This window comes from Mycobacterium sp. (assembly GCF_004298145.1).
Lineage (GTDB): Bacteria > Actinomycetota > Actinomycetes > Mycobacteriales > Mycobacteriaceae > Mycobacterium.
Genome location: NZ_SCRH01000021.1, coordinates 37129 through 54894 on the forward strand (window position 1 = coordinate 37129; position 17766 = coordinate 54894).

Genomic DNA, 17766 nt, shown 5'->3' on the forward strand with positions numbered 1-17766 from the left:
GCCGCTGCGTACTATCGCGACCGCAACCGTTCGAACGTCAGGAGCCCGGATGCCCGTCAGCCAGCCCCCAGTGAATTACGACCAGTTCGAAAGCCTGCGCTGCGAGCTCGGTGAGAACGGCGTGCTGACGCTGGTTCTCGACTCCCCGGGGCTGAATTCGGTCGGCCCGCAGATGCACCGCGACCTCGCCGACATCTGGCCGGAAATCGATCGCGACCCCGCCGTGCGGGCCGTCCTGGTCCGCGGCGAGGGCAAGGCCTTCTCCTCCGGTGGCAGCTTCGACCTGATCGCCGAGACCATCGGCGAGTACGAGGGCCGGATCCGCATCATGCGGGAAGCCCGCGACCTGGTGCACAACATGATCAACTGCGATACGCCCGTCGTGTCGGCGATCCGGGGACCCGCGGTCGGCGCGGGCCTGGTGGTGGCCCTGCTCGCCGACATCTCGGTGGCGGGCCGGACGGCCAAGCTCATCGACGGGCACACCAAGCTCGGCGTGGCGGCGGGCGACCACGCCGCGATCTGCTGGCCGCTGCTGGTCGGCATGGCCAAGGCCAAGTACTACCTGCTGACCTGCGAAACCCTGCTCGGTGAGGAAGCCGAGCGGATCGGCCTGGTGTCCACCTGCGTCGACGACGACGACGTACTGTCCACGGCCACCCGCATCGCCGAGAACCTGGCGCAGGGCGCGCAGAACGCGATCCAGTGGACAAAGCGCAGCCTCAACCACTGGTACCGCATGATGGGCCCCACCTTCGAGGCGTCTGTGGGCCTGGAATTTCTCAGCTTCAGCGGCCCTGACGTGCAGGAAGGCCTGGCCGCGCACCGCGAGAAGCGCCCCGCGCGTTTCACCCGCTGAACTGCCACTGAGCTGCGTATATATGTTTGATGGAGGGCTGGTAACGGCTTGGTCGCGGCGGGTTTGAAACGCGGCGCGCCTGTCACAGCGTGTCAGCCGGAAGGTCTACCGTCGATCCCTGTGACCCCTGCCGTGACGATACAGAGCGGTCGGGATGAAGAGGAGCGGCGCCAAGTGACCTCATCCGAACCGGCCCCATTCCGCGAGGCGGTAGCGGCGATGAACGCCGTCGTCGTGCGGCCGGAGATCGAGCTGGGTCCGATCCGGCCGCCGCAACGCTTGGCGCCCCACAGCTACGCCCTGGGCGTCGAGGTCAAACATCCTGACCGCGAGATCATCCCCGAACGGTCCGAGGGCGACGCCTTCGGCCGGCTGATCCTGCTGTATGACCCCGAAGGGGCCGATGCGTGGGACGGCACCATCCGCATGGTCGCCTACATCCAGGCCGACCTCGACCCCAGCGAGGCGGTCGACCCGCTGTTGCCCGAAGTAGCGTGGAGCTGGCTGGTCGAGGCACTGGAGTCACGCATGGAGCAAGTCGTCGCGCTGGGCGGCACCGTCACCGCCACCACCTCGGTGCGCTACGGCGACATCTCGGGGCCGCCGCGCGCCCACCAGCTCGAGCTGCGGGCGTCATGGACCGCGACGTCGCCCGCGGTCGGCGCGCATGTCGAGGCGTTCTGCGAGGTGCTTGAGCACGCGGCGGGCCTGCCGCCGGCCGGAGTCACCGACCTGAGCTCGCGGTCACGCGCCTAGCATGGGCGAGCCGTCGCCCGACGGGCCAGGCAGCAGCGCGCCCGGCAGCACCGACCCCGCGCCCACCCCGCTTCCGCAGCCGTCGGAAGGCGTCCCACCCGTCTCGATAAGCGTCCGCGAGATCGAGGCCGCGGCGCAGCGGTTGGACCGTGGGCGCGGGCCGTTCGCGGTGGACGCCGAGCGCGCATCGGGGTTCCGCTACTCCAACCGGGCCTACCTGATCCAGATCCGCCGGGCCGGCTCCGGCACCGTACTGATCGACCCGGTGAGCCACGGCGGCGACCCGCTTGAGGCCCTGCGGCCGGTGGCCGAGGTGCTGAGCCACGACGAATGGATCCTGCACTCCGCCGATCAGGACCTGCCTTGTCTGGCCGAAGTGGGCATGCGACCGCCCGCGCTCTATGACACCGAGCTCGCCGGGCGCCTCGCCGGGTTCGAACGAGTCAACCTGGCCACCATGGTCGAGCGGCTGCTGGGTTTCGGGCTGGCCAAGGGCCACGGGGCGGCCGACTGGTCCAAGCGGCCCCTGCCCGCCGAATGGCTCAACTACGCCGCCCTGGATGTGGAATTGCTCATCGAGCTGCGCACGGCGATCGCGGACATCCTCGCCGGGCAAGGCAAAACCGATTGGGCCGCACAGGAATTCGACCATCTGCGGGACACGGGTTCGAAAGACCCGGGTGCGGCCGCGCGACGCGACCGGTGGCGACGAACGTCGGGGATCCATCGGGTGCGGGATCAGCGCGGCTTGGCCGCGGTGCGTGAATTGTGGTTGACCCGCGACAGGATCGCGCAGCGCCGCGACATCGCGCCGCGCCGCATCCTTCCCGACTCGGCCATCATCGACGCGGCGCTGGCCAGCCCGACGACCGTCGAGGAACTGGTCGCGTTGCCCGTGTTCGGTGGGCGCAATCAACGTCGCAGCGCGGCGACGTGGCTGGCGGCGCTGGACGCGGCGCGGCAGAACAAGAATCCGCCGGCGGACGCCGAACCGCCGAACGGTCCGCCGCCGCCGGCGCGGTGGAGCAGGCGCAAACCGGAGGCCGCCGCACGGCTGGAGGCCGCGCGCGCGGCGCTGTCGGAGGTGTCGGAACAGGTGCACATCCCCACCGAGAACCTGGTCTCACCGGACCTGGTGCGACGGCTGTGCTGGGACTGGGAGGCCGCGCCCGACCCCTTCGAGGCCGTCGAAACGTTCCTGCGCGCCGGGCAGGCCCGGCCGTGGCAGCGCGAATTGGTGGATCCCGTTCTGGCCCACGCGCTGCAGGCGTCGGAGGATCGCCCCGATTGACTTCACGCCAGACGCCGAACGTGCAACCACTGCGAAAAATCGCTGAATTCAAGCGCCTTGGAATCGCACTGAGTGCACGCTCGGCGAAGGGCCCGAGAGTGAAGGCGCCGAAACCGACGATCAGTCGAGGTGCTCGCGGATCTCCGCTTCGGCGTCGCTGCTGCTCAGCGCGGCGACCCAACCGGTGATGCGGCGGGCGACGTCCTGATCGGTCAGCCCCAGATCCGATAGCAGCTCGCCCCGGGAGGCGTGCTCGTAGAACCGCTGCGGCAAGCCGACGTCGCGGCACGGGACGTCGATCTCGGCGCGGCGCAGGGCGCCGGACACCGCCGAGCCCACCCCGCCGTTGACGCCGTTGTCCTCGCAGGTGACGACCAATTTGTGCTGAGACGCCAGGTCGAGGAGGGTGTCCGATACCGGCAGCACCCAGCGCGGGTCGATGACCGTGACGCCGATCCCCTGGTTGTGCAGCCGCTTGGCGGCCGCCAGCGCCATCCGCGCGAACGCGCCAACGCCCACCAGCAGCACGTCGTCGTTGCATCCACTGCCAGGGACGGCGAGCACGTCAACGCCCGAAATGCCCGACCCGATGCGCTCGATCGCCGGGATGTCCTCGCCCACATCGCCTTTGGGGAAGCGCAGCGCCGTCGGTCCGTCATCCACGTCGAGCGCCTCACCGAGTTCCTCACGCAACCGGATGGCGTCCCGGGGCGCTGCCACCCGCATGCCGGGCACGATGCCCAGCATCGACAGGTCCCACATCCCGTTGTGACTGGCGCCGTCCGAGCCGGTGATCCCGGCCCGGTCGAGCACCATGGTGACGGGCAGCCGGTGCAGCGCCACGTCCATCATGATCTGGTCGAAGGCGCGGTTGAGGAACGTCGAATAGATGGCCACCACCGGGTGCATCCCGCCCATGGCCAGGCCGGCCGCCGACGTCATCGCGTGCTGCTCGGCGATGCCGACGTCGAACAAGCGGTCCGGAAACTGCTGCCCGAACGGCGTCAGCCCGGTAGGGCCGGGCATGGCCGCGGTGATGGCGACGATGTCGCGGCGCTTGCGTGCGTAGCCGATGAGCGCATCGGAGAAGGTCGCCGTCCAGCCGGGGCCGGCGACGTTGGTCGCCTGGCCGGTAAGAGGGTCGATCACGCCGCAGGAATGCATCTGCTCGGCTTCGTCGTCTTCGGCGGGCGCGTAGCCCATCCCCTTGCGGGTGACCACGTGCACGATCACCGGCCGGCCGAAGCCACGAGCGTGGCGCAGCGCCGCCTCCACCGCGCGTTCGTCGTGACCGTCGACGGGGCCCATGTACTTCAGCCCCAGGTCGGTGAACAGCAGCTGGGGGGACAACGAGTCCTTGATGCCGGCCTTGACGCTGTGCATGACGCGGTAGGCGAGCCTGCCGACCAGCGGCAGCGCGCGCACCGCGTCGCGGCCTCTCTCCAGGGCCTGCTCGTACACCGGTTGCAGCCGCAGGGTGGCGAGATGGTCGGCGACACCGCCGATCGTCGGGGCATAGCTGCGGCCGTTGTCGTTGACCACGATGACCACCGGGCGGCCGGAAGCGGCGATGTTGTTCAGGGCCTCCCAGCACATGCCGCCGGTCAGCGCGCCGTCGCCGACCACCGCGACCACGTGCCGGTTGCGGTGCCCGCTCAGCTCGAACGCTTTGGCCAGGCCGTCGGCGTAGGACAACGCGGCGCTGGCGTGGCTGGACTCGACCCAGTCGTGTTCGCTCTCGGCGCGCGACGGATACCCGGACAGCCCACCCTTTTTGCGCAGGCTCTCGAACTCGTGGGAACGCCCCGTCAGCATCTTGTGGACGTAGGCCTGATGGCCGGTGTCGAAGATGATCGGATCGTGGGGCGAGTCGAAAACCCGGTGCAGGGCGAGCGTCAGCTCGACCACGCCGAGATTGGGCCCCAGGTGTCCCCCGGTGGCAGCGACCTTATGAATCAGGAACTCGCGAATCTCGGCGGCCAATTCGCGGAGCTGATGTCCAGAAAGGTGCTGCAGATCAGCGGGCCCGCGGATCTGTTCCAGCATCCCGTCAGTGTACGCAGCCGGCGCCGCGGGTTTGGTAGCGTCAATGCGCGGTGAGCCGGGAAGCCTGGTCGGCACGTCTTCGTCCGACCCAGGAGTACGCCATGAGCATTCACATCGCCGCACCACCCACTCCTCGCCGACGTATCGTCGCACTGTGCGCGCCGAGCAGATCGCCGAGGACTTCCCCGTCGTCAGCATCGATGCGGACGCGCTGGACGCCGCCCGAATGCTGGCCGAGCACCGGCTGCCCGGGCTGTTGGTCACCGACGGCTCGGGGCGCCCCTATGCGGTGCTGCCCGCCTCCCAGGTCGTCCGCTTCATCGTGCCTCGCTACGTGCAGGACGATCCGTCTCTGGCCGGCGTGCTCAACGAATCGACGGCCGACCGCTGCGCGGAAAGGTTGAGCGGCAAGAAGGTGCGCGACGTGTTGCCCGACCACCTGGTCGACGTGCCTCCAGCCCATGCCGACGACACCATCATCGAAGTGGCCGCGCTCATGGCGCGACTGCGCAGCCCGCTCGTCGCGGTCGTCAAAGAGGGCCGGCTGGTCGGGGTGATCACGGCGTCGCGCGTGCTCGCGGCGGCCCTGAAACCTTGACGCCACAGGGTAAATAGATGAGCCTCATCGCGATCCTGGTGTTCGTGGTCGCCTATGTCCTGATCGCCAGCGATCGCGTCAACAAGACGTTCGTGGCCCTGGCCGGCGCCGCGATCGTGGTCACCTTGCCGATCATCGGATCTGACGACATCTTCTACTCGCGCGGAACCGGAATCGATTGGGACGTCATCTTCTTGCTGCTGGGCATGATGATCATCGTCAGCGTGTTGCGGCAGACCGGCGTGTTCGAGTACGTGGCGATCTGGTCGGCCAAACACGCCCGCGGCTCCCCGTTGCGCGTCATGATCCTGCTGGCCCTGGTGACCGCGATCGCGTCGGCCCTGCTCGACAACGTCACCACGGTGTTGCTCGTCGCCCCGGTGACGCTGTTGGTGTGTGAGCGCCTGGCGCTCAACGCGGCGCCCTTTCTGATGGCCGAAGTATTCGCATCGAACATCGGTGGCGCTGCGACCCTGGTGGGTGACCCGCCCAACATCATCATCGCCAGCAAGGCCGGCCTGACCTTCAACGACTTCCTCATTCATATGGCCCCGATCGTGGTCATCGTCATCGCCGTCCTGATCGCCTTGTTGCCGCGCCTTTTTCCCGGCGCCTTCACCGTCGATCCCGAGCGGGTCGCCGACGTGATGTCGCTCGAGGAAAAGGAGGCCATCCACGACCCGCGGCTGCTCATCACGTGCGGAATCGTCTTGTTGGCGGTATTCACCGCGTTCATCGCCCACTCGCCGCTGCACATGGATCCCTCGGTGGTGGCGCTGTTGGGCGCCGGCATCCTGATCGTGGCGTCCAGGCTCAAGCCGGCCGACTACCTGTCCGGCGTGGAATGGGAAACGCTGCTGTTCTTCGCCGGCCTGTTCGTCATGGTCGGTGCCCTGGTGAAGACGGGCGTCATCAAACATCTTGCCCGCGTGGTGATCACCGCCACCGGCGGAAACACCCTGACAGCGACGATGATCATCCTCGTGGTGTCGGTGGTCATCAGCGGGCTCGTCGACAACGTGCCCTACGCCGCGACAATGGCGCCGGTGGTGGCAGACCTGGTGCCCGCCCTGACCGATCACACCAACCCCGGCGTCTTGTGGTGGGCTCTCGCGCTGGGTACGGACTTCGGCGGCAACCTGACCGCGATCGGCGCCAGCGCCAACATCGTCCTGCTCGGAATCGCCCGGCGCGCCGACACTCCCATCTCCTTCTGGGAATTCACCCGCAAGGGGGCGGTCGTGACCGTCGTCTCGATCGCGGTGTCCGCGCTGTACCTGTGGCTGCGGTATTTCGTGATGGCCTGACGGGCTTAGTATTTGACGCGGAAGCGGCCGAACAACAGCCAGGCGACCACCGTGTTGTAGACGACGCCGACCGCCAGGTACGGCCACCAGGTGCCGTCGTCGCTTGCGACCCAGAACGCTTTGACCGCCCAATACGGGGGCAACACGCCGAACGCGAGGTTCCACGTGGAGTGGACGAACCACGGCAGGCACGGCAGGCCGGCGATCAGCATGCCCAAAGCGCGGACCACGGCCAAGCCCTGAATCTTGTTGCCGGCCACCACGATGATCACAAGCAGGGTCACCACCGCCGAGAGCCCGGCCAACAGCCCGATCGGAATCAGCGCGGGGACCAGGCCCGGCCTCAGCAGGCCGCTGAACGAGATCGTCGTGACCACGTAAACCGTCGTCACGACGAGCACCGTGGCCGCCCGGTAGGCGAAGAAGGTCCATAGCGGCACCGGCGTGACGCGCAACGCCGTGAGGGTGCCGGCATCCACCTCGTCCAGCACCAAGAACCCCGCGAGCGCACCCGCGATGATGATGCTGGTCAGCAACAGAAAGGCGGTCAAGATCAGCGGATAGTAGGGCATAAGATCAAAGCCGTTGCGGCGCATCAGCATCGCGGTCACACGCGGAGTCAGCACAGCGACGCCCGTGGTCCAGATGATCGGCGCGACCACGACCATGACGAGCAGTGGATCCCGGTAGGTGCCGCGAACGTCGTTGCGCGCGAACGCGGCGATTGCCCGTGCGGTCGCCATCAGATCCCGCCGGACCTGGCGACCACGTAACGGCCGAACAACAGCTTTGTCGCCCAGCACAATCCGGCCACGGACAACAGCGGATAGACGACGGCATAACCGATTTGCCAGGGCGCCAGACTCACCTGGCCGAAGGCGCTCCCCAACAACAACAGCGGCCCCTGCGTGGGCACGAGGTACAGGACCGGGTTCGGCCACACCCCGGACAGGTAGGCCATGGGTAGGCTCATCACGGCCAGCGGGATCGTGGTCGCCAAAAACCAATCACTGATCGAGGCGAATGGCAGCGAGGTGGCGAATCCCACCAGCAGCATCAGCAGCGTTCCGAGTATCACCCCGAGGAGCATCGGGGCCGGGCGGTAGGCGGTCCCGTGCGCGACGGTGACCACGACCACCGCGACGGACAGCGAGACCGCAAGCAGCACAGCGAGTTTCGCGCTCAGGTATTCGGTGAACCGCAGCGGGGTGGCGATGATGGCGCCCAGCGTACGTTCCTGCCTCTCGAAAAACACCGTTCCCGCGACGAAGAAGAACCCGATGATGGTGGTGTCGCCCGCCAAGACGTAGGGCTCGGCCACCGTGCGCAAACCGGTAGGCATCGGCAGCAGCACCGCCAGCCACATCAGCCCGGAGAAAATCGCCGCATGTAAAAACCGTTGCCGGACTTGAAGAACAAGCTCAATCCGCACGGCACTCACCAGCCGCGTCACGAAAGCCTCCGGCCGGTGATCTCGACGAAGACGTCATCGAGGCTGGCCTCCCTGCTATGGATGGTCTCGACGCGCCGGCCACGCAGCAGCGTGTGGAATTCCGAGTCGTCGGCCAATGAATCCATGGAGAATTCAGCGGCCTCGAGACCGCCACGCTCGCCGCGATATTCGACCCGGACGAGGCGCCTGCTGCGAGCGATCTTCAGCTCGGCCGGCGTATCGAGGGCGACGATTTTTCCGTCGACGACGAAAGCGACCCGGTCGCACAGCTCGTCGGCGGTCGCCATGTCATGGGTGGTCAGAAACACCGTGCGCCCGCGCGCCTTCAGCTCCAAAATCATGTCCTTGACCGTGCGGGCATTCACCGGGTCCAGGCCGGACGTGGGCTCGTCGAGGAAGAGCAGCTCGGGGTCGTTGATCAGGGCCCGGGCGAAGGTCAGCCGCATCTGCATGCCTTTGGAATACTCGCCGACCCGGGTGTGAGCGTCGTCGGCCAGGCCCAGCGCCGCCAGCAGCCGCATCGGGTCGACCGTCGCGCCTCCGTAGAGCGACGCGAAGAAGCGCAGGTTCTCATACCCGGACAGTTTCTGGTAGTGGTTGGGCAGCTCGAACGACACCCCGATGCGCTCGTAGTAGCCGTGCCCCCAGTCGGCTGGGTCGCGGCCCCACACCGCGGCCCGGCCACCCTGGCCGCGGAGCAAACCGATCAGCAGCTTCTGCGTGGTCGACTTTCCGGCGCCGCTGGGCCCGAGAAACCCGAAGATCTCGCCGCGGCCGACGGTGAAATCCATGCCGCGCAGCGCGGGTTCGGCGGCCCTCGGGTACACGAAGGTGAGCCCGCGGACCGCGATCACGTCGTTGTCGACCTCCGGGGATGTGACTGCCTGCGCGAGTTCGTGCATCGATCCCCTCCTGGCTGGGCCGTCAAGCGACGCACCCAGCCTAGCCAGATTTCAGAAATTCTTGAATATTCGGAATTTATCGCGATCTTCTGATAGTCTTCGAGGGCGACAGGGAGGTGCGAGTGACCCAAGGCGCGGATCAACGCGACGCGGCCGAACAGCTCGCACTCGTACTCGTCAACCACGGGCTGCAACGCATGACCGCCCGGGTGCTGGCCACCCTGCTGTTCACCGAGCAGCCCAGCATGACGATGGGTGAGCTGGCCGAGCGGCTGCAGGCCAGCTCGGGTGCGATCTCGGGCGCGCTCAAGATGCTCACCTCCGTGGGGCTGGCCGAGCGGGTGCCCGCCCCCGGCAGCCGACGCGATCACTACCGGCTGCGCGACGACGCGTGGGCGACCCTTTTCACCAACCAGAACGTCGTGATATCGGCCATGCAGAGCGCGGCCGAGGCCGGGATCACCGCGACCGGATCGAACAGCCTTGCCGGACAACGGCTCACGCGGATGCGCGATTTCTACGCCTTCATGCTCGACGAGATCCCGGCGATGCTCGAACGCTGGCAGCGGCAATCACCCGGCTAGGAGCGCCGGGTCAGCAGCGCGACGCATTCGGTGTGATGGGTCAGCGGGAACGCATCGAACACCTTGATCTTCTCGACGGTATAACCCCGACCGAGGTAGATCCCGATGTCGCGCGCGAAAGACGCTGCCTCACAACCGATGTGCACCACACGCGGAACATCGGCGGCACTCAGCAGATCGACGATCTCACGCCCGGCGCCCGCCCGCGGCGGGTCCAGCACCGCCACATCGGCGCGTCCCCGCTGCGCCGCCAGCGCACGCCGCACCGAGTCGGTGACGATCTGCACCTGGGTCAGATCGGCCAGGGCGGCCCGAGCGGCCCGCGTCGACGCCCGCGAGGTATCCACGCTCAGCACCCGTCCGGAGGGCCCCACGGCCGCGCCGAGCACCGCGGCGAAAACGCCTGCGCCACCGTAGAGATCCCAGGCGCTCATGCCGGCGCCGGCGGCCGCCCAGTCGGCGACCAGATCGCTGTAGGTGGCCGCGGCGTCGCGGTGCGCCTGCCAGAAGGCCGTCACCGGCACCTGCCAGCTGCGCCCCGCCACTCGCTGCACCGCCTCGTAGCGACCCTCCATCACCTTGGTCGCAGTCCGCCTGCCCTGCCGCAGGGTGCGCACCACATGGCGCGCGCCGTCATCGTCGACCGCCACGTGCAGCTGGGCGGCCGTGGGCCACTCGGTCCCGGCGATGCCGTCGAGCATGCCGGCCGGCAGCTGCGCACAGCGCAGGTCGGTCACCAAATCGTCGCTGTGGTAGCGGTGAAAGCCCGGGCGACGGTCGGCGCCCACGTCGAGGCGAACGCGGGTGCGCCAGCCCGTCGGTCCGGAACCCGACAGCGGTTCGGCCTCGCCGCTCCAGCGATGCCCACCGAGGCGCTCCAGCTGATTGGACACGACTTCGGCCTTGAGCGTGCGGGCCACCTCGGGGAGGGCGAACGCCAAGTCGCAGCAGCCGGCACCATCCACCCCGGCGATCGGGCACAGCGACGCGGTACGGCCGTCCGCCGGCTCGATGACCTCGATAACCTCTGCGTGCCAATACGATCCGCGATCCGCGGTGACCCGGACACGCACCCGCTCACCGGGTAGCGCGTACCGGACGAACACCACCCGGCCTTCGTGGTGCGCCACGCAGCTGCCGCCGTTGGCCGGGGCACCCGTGGTCAAGGTCAGCTCCCCCGCCGGGGGCGAAGCCCCGCGCGGTGCGCGGGTCGATTCGCGGTTCAATCGAAGATTCCCCGACGAGCGTCGCCCGGCGCCACGTACGGCTGCAGCGTCTTGCGCCGTTCCGACGAACTCAATTGCCACGGAACCGAAGTCACCATGACGCCGGGCATGAACAGCAGCCGGCCCTTGAGCCGAAGCGCGCTCTGGTTGTGCAGCGCCTGCTCCCACCAGTGGCCCACCACATACTCCGGGATGAACACCGTGACCACGGTGCGCGGCGACTCTTCCCTGGCCCGCTTGACGTATTCCAGTACGGGACGGGTGATTTCGCGATACGGCGAGGCAATGACCTTGAGCGGAACGCTGATATCGCTTTCCTCCCACCTGTGCAACAGCTCGCGGGTTTCCGCGTCGTCGACGCTGACCGTCACGGCCTCGAGAACGTCGGGCCGGGTGGCCCTGGCGTAGGCCAGTGCGCGCAGCGTCGGCAGGTGCAACTTCGACACCAGCACCACGGCGTGATTGCGGCTGGGCAACGCCACGTCCTCCTCGTCCGCGGCCTGTCTCGCCAATTCGCGGTTCACGGTGTTGTAGTGCCGGTGAATCATCTTCATCATTCCGAACAGCAGGCTCATCGCGAACAGGGCGATCCACGCCCCGGCGACGAACTTGGTGACCAGAACCACCAGCAAAACCGCACCGGTGGAAAGCAATCCGACCGTATTGACCACCCGTGAGCGCATCATCTTGCGGCGCACCACCGGATCTGTCTCGGTGCGCAGCAACCGGGTCCAGTGCCGCACCATGCCGATCTGGCTCAGCGTGAACGAAATGAACACGCCGACGATGTACAGCTGGATCAACGCGGTGACCTCGCCGCGGAACGCGACGATCGCGAGCACGGCGACCCCGGACAGGAACAGGATTCCGTTGGAGAACGCCAACCGGTCTCCGCGGGTGTGCAATTGGCGCGGGAGGTAGCTGTGCTGCGCCAGGATCGAACCGAGCACCGGGAACCCGTTGAACGCGGTGTTGGCCGCCAGCACCAGGATGAGTGCGGTCGCCGTGGCGATCAGCAGGAACCCGAGGTGGAAGCTGCCGAACACCGCTTGCGCCAGTTGAGCGACCAAGGTCTTTTGGTAGTAGCCCTGCGGTGCCCCGCTCAGTTGCGTCGCGGGATCCTCGACGAGCTGGACCCCGATCTTCTCGGCCAGCACGATGATGCCCATCAGCAGGGTGACCGCGATCGCGCCCAGCATCAGCAGGGTCGTCGCCGCGTTGCGCGACTTGGGTTTCTGAAACGCCGGCACCCCGTTGCTGATCGCCTCGACACCCGTGAGCGCCGCGCACCCCGAGGAGAACGACCGCGCCACCAAGAACGCCAGGGCGAAACCGACGACCTGGCCGTGCGCGGCGTGCATCTGGAAACCCGCGGACTCCGCCCGCAACGGATCACCCAGCACGAAGATCCGGAACAGACCCCAGCCGATCATGACGAGGACTCCGACGATGAACGCATAGGTCGGGATGGCGAACGCCACCCCGGATTCACGCACCCCACGCAGATTCAACGACATCACCAGCAGAATGGAGGCCACGCAGAAGAACACCTTGTGTTCGGCCACGATCGGGATGGCCGAGCCGATGTTCGCCATCGCCGACGCCGTCGAAACCGCCACGGTCAGAACGTAATCCACCATCAGGGCGCTGGCCACGACGAGGCCCGCCGTCTCGCCGAGGTTGGTGGTGACCACCTCGTAGTCGCCGCCGCCAGACGGGTAGGCGTGAACGTTCTGCCGGTAGCTGGCCACCACCACCAGCATCACCGCGGCCACCGCGAGCCCGATCCACGGTGTCAGCGCGTACGCCGACACCCCGGCCACCGAGAGCATGAGGAAGACCTCCTCGGGTGCATAGGCCACCGAGGACAACGCGTCGGAGGCGAACACCGGCAAGGCGATCCGCTTGGGCAGCAGAGTGTGGCTCAGTCGGTCGCTGCGAAACGGCCGGCCGATCAGCAACCGACGAGTGGCGGTTGAAAGTTTGGACACGAGAGCCAAGACTAAGCCCCGACGGGTTTGACGGTAGCGTTCGTGGACGAGAATGTTGGCCGACCGAAACGGCTTGCCGACGTGCGTTGCCCACGAAGGGTGCGGGACGCGGCCGAGAGGACCTCCAGTGCGAGTAGTAGTGATGGGCTGCGGCCGCGTCGGCTCCTCGGTCGCCGACGGCCTATCCCGCATCGGTCACGACGTGGCGGTCATCGACCGCGACAGTACCGCGTTCAATCGGCTCAGCCCGGAATACGCCGGCGAGCGGGTCCTGGGGCAGGGATTCGACCGAGATGTACTGCTGAGAGCCGGTATCGAAGAGGCGGACGCGTTCGCCGCGGTGTCATCCGGCGACAACTCCAACATCATCTCCGCGCGACTGGCGCGGGAAACGTTCGGCGTCAAGCGCGTCGTGGCCCGCATTTACGACGCCAAGCGCGCCGAGGTCTACGAGCGCCTGGGCATCCCCACCATCGCGACCGTGCCCTGGACCACCGACCGCCTGCTCAACGCGCTGCTGCGGGAGACCGAGACGGCCAAGTGGCGCGATCCCACCGGCACGGTCGCCGTCGCGGAGGTCGTCCTGCACGAGGACTGGATCGGCCACCGGGTCACCGATCTCGAGCAGGCCACCGGCGCCCGGGTCGCCTTCCTGATCCGATTCGGGGCCGGCGTGTTGCCCGAGCCGAAATCGGTGATCCAGGCCGGCGACCAGGTCTATGTCGCGGCGATATCCGGCCGCGCCGCCGAGGCGGTGGCCATCGCCGCGCTGCCACCGAGCGAAGACCTGTGATGCATTCGAGCGACTGGCGATTTGAGGAGCGGCGCGAATGAAGGTAGCGGTTGCCGGCGCCGGTGCGGTCGGTCGCTCGGTCACTCGGGAACTCATCGGCAACGGCCACGACGTGACGCTGATCGAGCGCAACCCCGACCACGTCGACGTCGACGCGATCCCGGCCGCGCACTGGCGCCTGGGTGACGCCTGCGAGTTGAGCCTGCTGGAATCGGTGCGGTTGCAGGAGTTCGACGTGGTGGTCGCGGCCACCGGCGATGACAAGGCCAACGTCGTACTGAGCCTTTTGGCCAAAACCGAATTCGCGGTGCCCCGGGTGGTGGCCCGGGTCAACGACCCGCGCAACGAATGGCTGTTCACCGACGCCTGGGGCGTCGACGTGGCCGTCTCGACACCACGCATGCTGGCGTCGCTCATCGAAGAGGCCGTCGCCGTCGGCGACCTGGTGCGACTCATGGAATTCCGCAAGGGGCAGGCCAACCTCGTCGAGATCACCCTGCCCGATGACACCCCGTGGGGCGGCAAGCCGGTGCGCAAGCTACAGCTGCCGCGGGACACCTCGCTGGTGACGATCCTGCGCGGCCCGCGGGTCATCGTGCCCGAGGGGGACGAGCCGCTGGAAGGCGGCGACGAGCTGCTGTTCGTCGCGGTCGCCGAGGCGGAAGAGGACCTGCAGAAGCTGCTGCTGGGTTAGTGGCGATCGCAAGCACGGCGTAGCCGGGCGCAGCGGGTCGCCACCATTCGCGCTAGTCGGCGACGGTACGGGATCCCAGCTCGACCCCGGCCACCGCCGCCATGGCCCGTTGCGCCGACTTGATCGCCGCGTAGGTTGCCAGGGCGGCCAGCACGGTCAGCGGCCAACCCATCCCGATCCGCGCCGCCGCCAGCCACCCGGTCCGATCGGCGTCGTAGAGCAGCCCCTGGACCACGAAGCGCGCGGCGAACACCAGCACCCAGCCCAGCGAGGCGACGTCGAACGCACGGACGGCCCGGGGCACGCTGCGCCAGCCGTCTCCCCGCCCGGTGGCCCAGCTCCACGCGTAGCCGACCAGCGGCCGGCGGATCACGACCGACGCCGCGACCACCACCGCCCACACCAACGACATCCAGATGCCCAGCAGGAAGTAGCCCTTGGACTCCCCCAGCACGTAGGCGACCAGCGCGCACAGCGCGACGCCGAAAAACCCGGAGAACGCCGGCTGCGGGGAATCCCGCCGGACCAGCCGCCACAGCAAGACCAGTGCGGCCACCCCCAACGCGGCCGCGATTGCCGGAACCAGCCCCGACACGCTCGAGGCGACCACGAAGACGACTACCGGAACCGACGAGTAGATGACACCACTGACCCCGCCCGCCTGCGCGAGCAGGCGGGCGGGGCTGATGCGACTAGTGACTTGTTCCGATGAGCCCGGCTCCCGGGGGGACGGGGCTGCCCCAGCCAAGTCTTCCGGGACCGTCACCGCTGAATTTCGTAGTGCGGGTTGTAAATCGCCTTGGTTCCGTTCTCGAGCTTGCCCAGGCGACCACGCACCCGCAGGGTGCGGCCCGAGTCGATGCCCGGGATGCGGCGCTGGCCCAGCCACACGAGCGTGACGGTGTCGCTGCCGTCGAACAATTCGGCGCGCACCCCGCCGGGGCAGGCCCTGCCGTTGCATTCCACGCTGCGCAGCGTGCCGACCATCGTGACCTCCTGGCCACGCTCGCAATCGATAGCCCGTTGCGCGCCGGTGCTTGCGACTTCGTCGGACAGTTCCTCAGAGTCGCGTTGTTCCGGATCCTCCGTCAACCGGCGGGTGAGCCGGCGCAGATACCCTTGGGCCCTCATGGCCACTCCTGACAATGCTGATAAGCCTCGACGCTTCCCTTTATGCCAACGGACACCGTAGACCTCTTGGTTCCCCAGCGCCAACCGACTCAAACGCCGATGTTGGAGGGTAGGTGAACGCCGGGCAGTATCGAGGGGTGGCGGTCGATCTGAGTGGTGTCACGACGGTGTTGTTGCCCGGAACCGGCTCCGACGACGACTACGTTCACCGGGTGTTTTCCGGCCCGATCGGCGAGGTCGGCGCGGTGCTGGTGACCCCGCCGCCGCGGCCCGACCGATTGATCGAGGGCTATGTCGCGGCGCTGGATGCCGCGGCGCGCGAAGGGCCGATCGCGGTCGGCGGCGTGTCGATCGGCGCGGCGGTGGCGGCGGCCTGGGCGCTGACCCATCCGGACCGCACGGTCGCGGTGCTGGCCGCCCTGCCGGCCTGGGCCGGGGCCCCCGGCGCGGCGCCGGCGGCCCTCGCGGCGCGGTATTCGGCCTCACAGTTGCGTGCCGACGGCTTGGCGGCGACGACCACCCTGATGCGGGCGTCCAGCCCGCCGTGGCTGGCCGACGAGCTGACCCGCTCGTGGGGTGCCCAGTGGCCACACTTGCCGGACGCCATGGAAGAAGCGGCCGCCTACATCGCGCCGAGCTGCGACCAGCTGGGCGGGCTGGCCGCGCCGCTGGCGGTGGTGGCCGCCCTCGACGACCCGATTCATCCCCTGCAGGCCGGTGTCGACTGGGTCGCCGCAGCGCCGCGCGCGGCGCTGCGGACGGTGACGCTGGATCAGATCGGGGCGGATCCCGCCGCCCTGGGCGCGGCCTGCCTACAGGCCCTGGCCGAGCTGAGCTAGCCGGCCCGCCCGGGTGTCAGCCGCCGGTGGTGGTGCGCAGCTGTTGCATGGCCGACCCGTCGGCGCTGCGCCGCGCGGCGGGCTCGTTGGAGGGCGCCTGTTGCTCCTCGGCCTGCTGCGCATCGGCTTGTTGCGCCGCGGCGGCTTCGCGCAGCTGCTGTGCCATCGGCTCGGGCAGCTGCACGGCCAGCGGAGTGCGGACCGGAAGGGGCGTATCACCGCGCCGAACCACGGTGTCCGCCAACGCCGCTCGCGCTTCCAGCTCCAGCGCCTCCATCGTCTCGTGGGCGCCGTTGATCACGCAGCGGATCATCCAGCGGTATCCGTCGACGCCGATGAACCGCACCACGCCGGTGGCGGTGCCGACCACTTCCCGCCCCCACGGCCCGTCCTTGATGCTGACCTGGGCCGAGTCGTTGCGCAGCGATTCGGCGAGTTCGCCGGCCACTTCGCGCCACAGGCCGCCGGTCTTGGGTGCCGCATAGGCCGCGATGGTGAAACGACCGCTGGGCGTGACGACCCAGACCGCGCTCGGGACACCGGTCTCGGTCAGCTCGACCTGCAGCTGACCGGCCTCGGGCATGGGAATCAGTACCGAGCCCAGGTCGAGCCGGGCCAGCTCCGCGACGGCGGGGTCGTCGAAGTCCTCGATGTCGAACGGGCCCTCGAGTTCTTCGGGAGCCTGGTCGTCGGCGCCGGGGACCGCGACCTCGTCGGCCGCCGGGGTGCCGGCGGCGGAGGCGTCGTCGTCTTTGGGTGTGCGCTTACCGAATGCAGCCATCGGCGCCGCTCCTCCTCATCGCTTTGCTCCGCATCGTCGCCGGCGCATCACAGACTCGCATGTCCGCCGGAGGAACCGTGACCACCGTCGCCACGGGATGTTTCGGCCAGCCCGGCCTCGTCGAACGACGACACCTCGACCAGCTCCACTAACTCGACTCGCTGCACCAACAGTTGGGCGATGCGGTCGCCCCGGTGCACCACGATCGGCTCGGCCGGATCGAGGTTGACCAGCGCGACCTTGATCTCGCCGCGGTAGCCCGCGTCGATGGTCCCCGGGCTGTTGACGATCGAAAGTCCAACGCGCGCAGCCAATCCCGATCGCGGATGCACCAGGCCGACCATTCCGAACGGGATGGCGACCGCCACGCCCGTGCGCACCAGAGCGCGCCGCCCGGGCTCCAGTTTGACGTCCTGGGCACTGTAGAGATCGATCCCGGCGTCGCCTTCGTGGGCGCGCCTGGGCAGCGGAAGCTCGGGGTCAAGGCGGACGATGGCCAGACTGGTCGACACGGG

Annotated in this window: 19 protein-coding genes; 9 read left to right on the forward strand and 10 right to left on the reverse strand. The window is 68.3% G+C overall.

Annotation, left to right across the window (positions count from 1 at the left end):
* Positions 1-49 precede the first annotated feature (49 nt).
* The 3 genes from EPN51_RS07890 (at position 50) to EPN51_RS07900 (ending at position 2906) form a co-directional block, all read left to right on the forward strand.
* Positions 50-859 (forward strand): enoyl-CoA hydratase/isomerase family protein, encoded by an 810-nt coding sequence (locus tag EPN51_RS07890; RefSeq protein ID WP_293039963.1) that lies wholly within the window; start codon positions 50-52, stop codon positions 857-859.
* Positions 860-979: 120 nt separating this feature from the next.
* Positions 980-1615 (forward strand): DUF3000 domain-containing protein, encoded by a 636-nt coding sequence (locus tag EPN51_RS07895; RefSeq protein WP_293039966.1) that lies wholly within the window; start codon positions 980-982, stop codon positions 1613-1615.
* 1 nt (position 1616) lies between these two features.
* Positions 1617-2906: a ribonuclease D gene (locus EPN51_RS07900; protein ID WP_293039969.1), complete on the forward strand. Its 1290-nt coding sequence runs from the start codon at positions 1617-1619 to the stop codon at positions 2904-2906.
* A 120-nt stretch (positions 2907-3026) separates the two neighbouring features.
* Here EPN51_RS07900 and dxs read toward each other — a convergent pair whose 3' ends face one another.
* Entirely contained in the window at positions 3027-4952 is a 1926-nt protein-coding gene (gene dxs / locus EPN51_RS07905; protein ID WP_293039972.1) for a 1-deoxy-D-xylulose-5-phosphate synthase, read from the reverse strand.
* A 154-nt stretch (positions 4953-5106) separates the two neighbouring features.
* Here dxs and EPN51_RS07910 point away from each other — a divergent pair, with 154 nt between their 5' ends.
* Positions 5107-5550, forward strand: coding sequence for a CBS domain-containing protein (locus EPN51_RS07910; RefSeq protein ID WP_293039975.1), 444 nt, complete (start codon positions 5107-5109; stop codon positions 5548-5550).
* A gap of 17 nt (positions 5551-5567) precedes the next feature.
* The gene (locus EPN51_RS07915) at positions 5568-6857 is read left to right on the forward strand and encodes an ArsB/NhaD family transporter (protein WP_293039978.1); all 1290 of its coding nucleotides are present in this window, start codon (positions 5568-5570) and stop codon (positions 6855-6857) included.
* 5 nt (positions 6858-6862) lie between these two features.
* On the opposite strand, the gene EPN51_RS07920 is transcribed toward EPN51_RS07915, so the two are convergent.
* Genes EPN51_RS07920 through EPN51_RS07930 form a run of 3 tightly spaced genes read right to left on the reverse strand, consistent with a single transcriptional unit; the run spans position 6863 to position 9212 of the window.
* The gene (locus EPN51_RS07920; RefSeq protein ID WP_293039981.1) at positions 6863-7600 is read right to left on the reverse strand and encodes an ABC transporter permease; all 738 of its coding nucleotides are present in this window, start codon (positions 7598-7600) and stop codon (positions 6863-6865) included.
* Positions 7600-8310: an ABC transporter permease gene (locus tag EPN51_RS07925; protein ID WP_293039985.1), complete on the reverse strand. Its 711-nt coding sequence runs from the start codon at positions 8308-8310 to the stop codon at positions 7600-7602. The genes EPN51_RS07920 and EPN51_RS07925 overlap by 1 nt, the downstream gene beginning before the upstream one ends.
* Positions 8307-9212 carry an ABC transporter ATP-binding protein gene (locus tag EPN51_RS07930; protein WP_293039988.1) on the reverse strand — a complete coding sequence of 302 codons (906 nt, stop codon included), beginning with the start codon at positions 9210-9212 and terminating at the stop codon, positions 8307-8309. The genes EPN51_RS07925 and EPN51_RS07930 overlap by 4 nt, the downstream gene beginning before the upstream one ends.
* Before the next feature lie 122 nt (positions 9213-9334).
* On the opposite strand from EPN51_RS07930, the gene EPN51_RS07935 reads away from it, so the two are divergent.
* Positions 9335-9796, forward strand: coding sequence for a MarR family transcriptional regulator (locus EPN51_RS07935; RefSeq protein ID WP_293039991.1), 462 nt, complete (start codon positions 9335-9337; stop codon positions 9794-9796).
* Here the strand turns inward: EPN51_RS07935 and EPN51_RS07940 are convergent.
* Both EPN51_RS07940 and EPN51_RS07945 read right to left on the reverse strand, forming a co-directional pair.
* The gene (locus EPN51_RS07940; RefSeq protein WP_293040116.1) at positions 9793-10968 is read right to left on the reverse strand and encodes a TRAM domain-containing protein; all 1176 of its coding nucleotides are present in this window, start codon (positions 10966-10968) and stop codon (positions 9793-9795) included. The genes EPN51_RS07935 and EPN51_RS07940 overlap by 4 nt on opposite strands.
* Positions 10969-11018: 50 nt before the next feature.
* Positions 11019-13013 (reverse strand): APC family permease, encoded by a 1995-nt coding sequence (locus EPN51_RS07945; RefSeq protein WP_293039994.1) that lies wholly within the window; start codon positions 13011-13013, stop codon positions 11019-11021.
* 127 nt (positions 13014-13140) lie between these two features.
* On the opposite strand from EPN51_RS07945, the gene EPN51_RS07950 reads away from it, so the two are divergent.
* Both EPN51_RS07950 and EPN51_RS07955 read left to right on the forward strand, forming a co-directional pair.
* Positions 13141-13806, forward strand: a complete 666-nt coding sequence (locus EPN51_RS07950) for a TrkA family potassium uptake protein (RefSeq protein ID WP_293039997.1) — start codon at positions 13141-13143, stop codon at positions 13804-13806.
* 37 nt (positions 13807-13843) lie between these two features.
* Complete coding sequence (locus EPN51_RS07955; protein ID WP_293040000.1) at positions 13844-14500, forward strand: TrkA family potassium uptake protein; 657 nt, start codon at positions 13844-13846, stop codon at positions 14498-14500.
* Between the two features lie 52 nt (positions 14501-14552).
* Here EPN51_RS07955 and EPN51_RS07960 read toward each other — a convergent pair whose 3' ends face one another.
* Together EPN51_RS07960 and EPN51_RS07965 are read right to left on the reverse strand one after the other, a co-directional pair.
* Positions 14553-15248, reverse strand: coding sequence for a DUF3159 domain-containing protein (locus EPN51_RS07960; protein WP_293040118.1), 696 nt, complete (start codon positions 15246-15248; stop codon positions 14553-14555).
* Between the two features lie 14 nt (positions 15249-15262).
* A complete protein-coding gene (locus tag EPN51_RS07965; RefSeq protein WP_293040002.1) occupies positions 15263-15631 on the reverse strand; it encodes an OB-fold nucleic acid binding domain-containing protein in 369 nt (122 codons plus the stop codon).
* 137 nt (positions 15632-15768) lie between these two features.
* On the opposite strand from EPN51_RS07965, the gene EPN51_RS07970 reads away from it, so the two are divergent.
* Positions 15769-16470, forward strand: coding sequence for an alpha/beta hydrolase (locus EPN51_RS07970; RefSeq protein WP_293040005.1), 702 nt, complete (start codon positions 15769-15771; stop codon positions 16468-16470).
* A 16-nt stretch (positions 16471-16486) separates the two neighbouring features.
* On the opposite strand, the gene EPN51_RS07975 is transcribed toward EPN51_RS07970, so the two are convergent.
* Both EPN51_RS07975 and dut read right to left on the reverse strand, forming a co-directional pair.
* Positions 16487-17251: a DUF3710 domain-containing protein gene (locus EPN51_RS07975; RefSeq protein WP_293040008.1), complete on the reverse strand. Its 765-nt coding sequence runs from the start codon at positions 17249-17251 to the stop codon at positions 16487-16489.
* 47 nt (positions 17252-17298) lie between these two features.
* Entirely contained in the window at positions 17299-17763 is a 465-nt protein-coding gene (gene dut / locus EPN51_RS07980) for a dUTP diphosphatase (RefSeq protein WP_293040011.1), read from the reverse strand.
* Between the last annotated feature and the right edge of the window lie 3 nt (positions 17764-17766).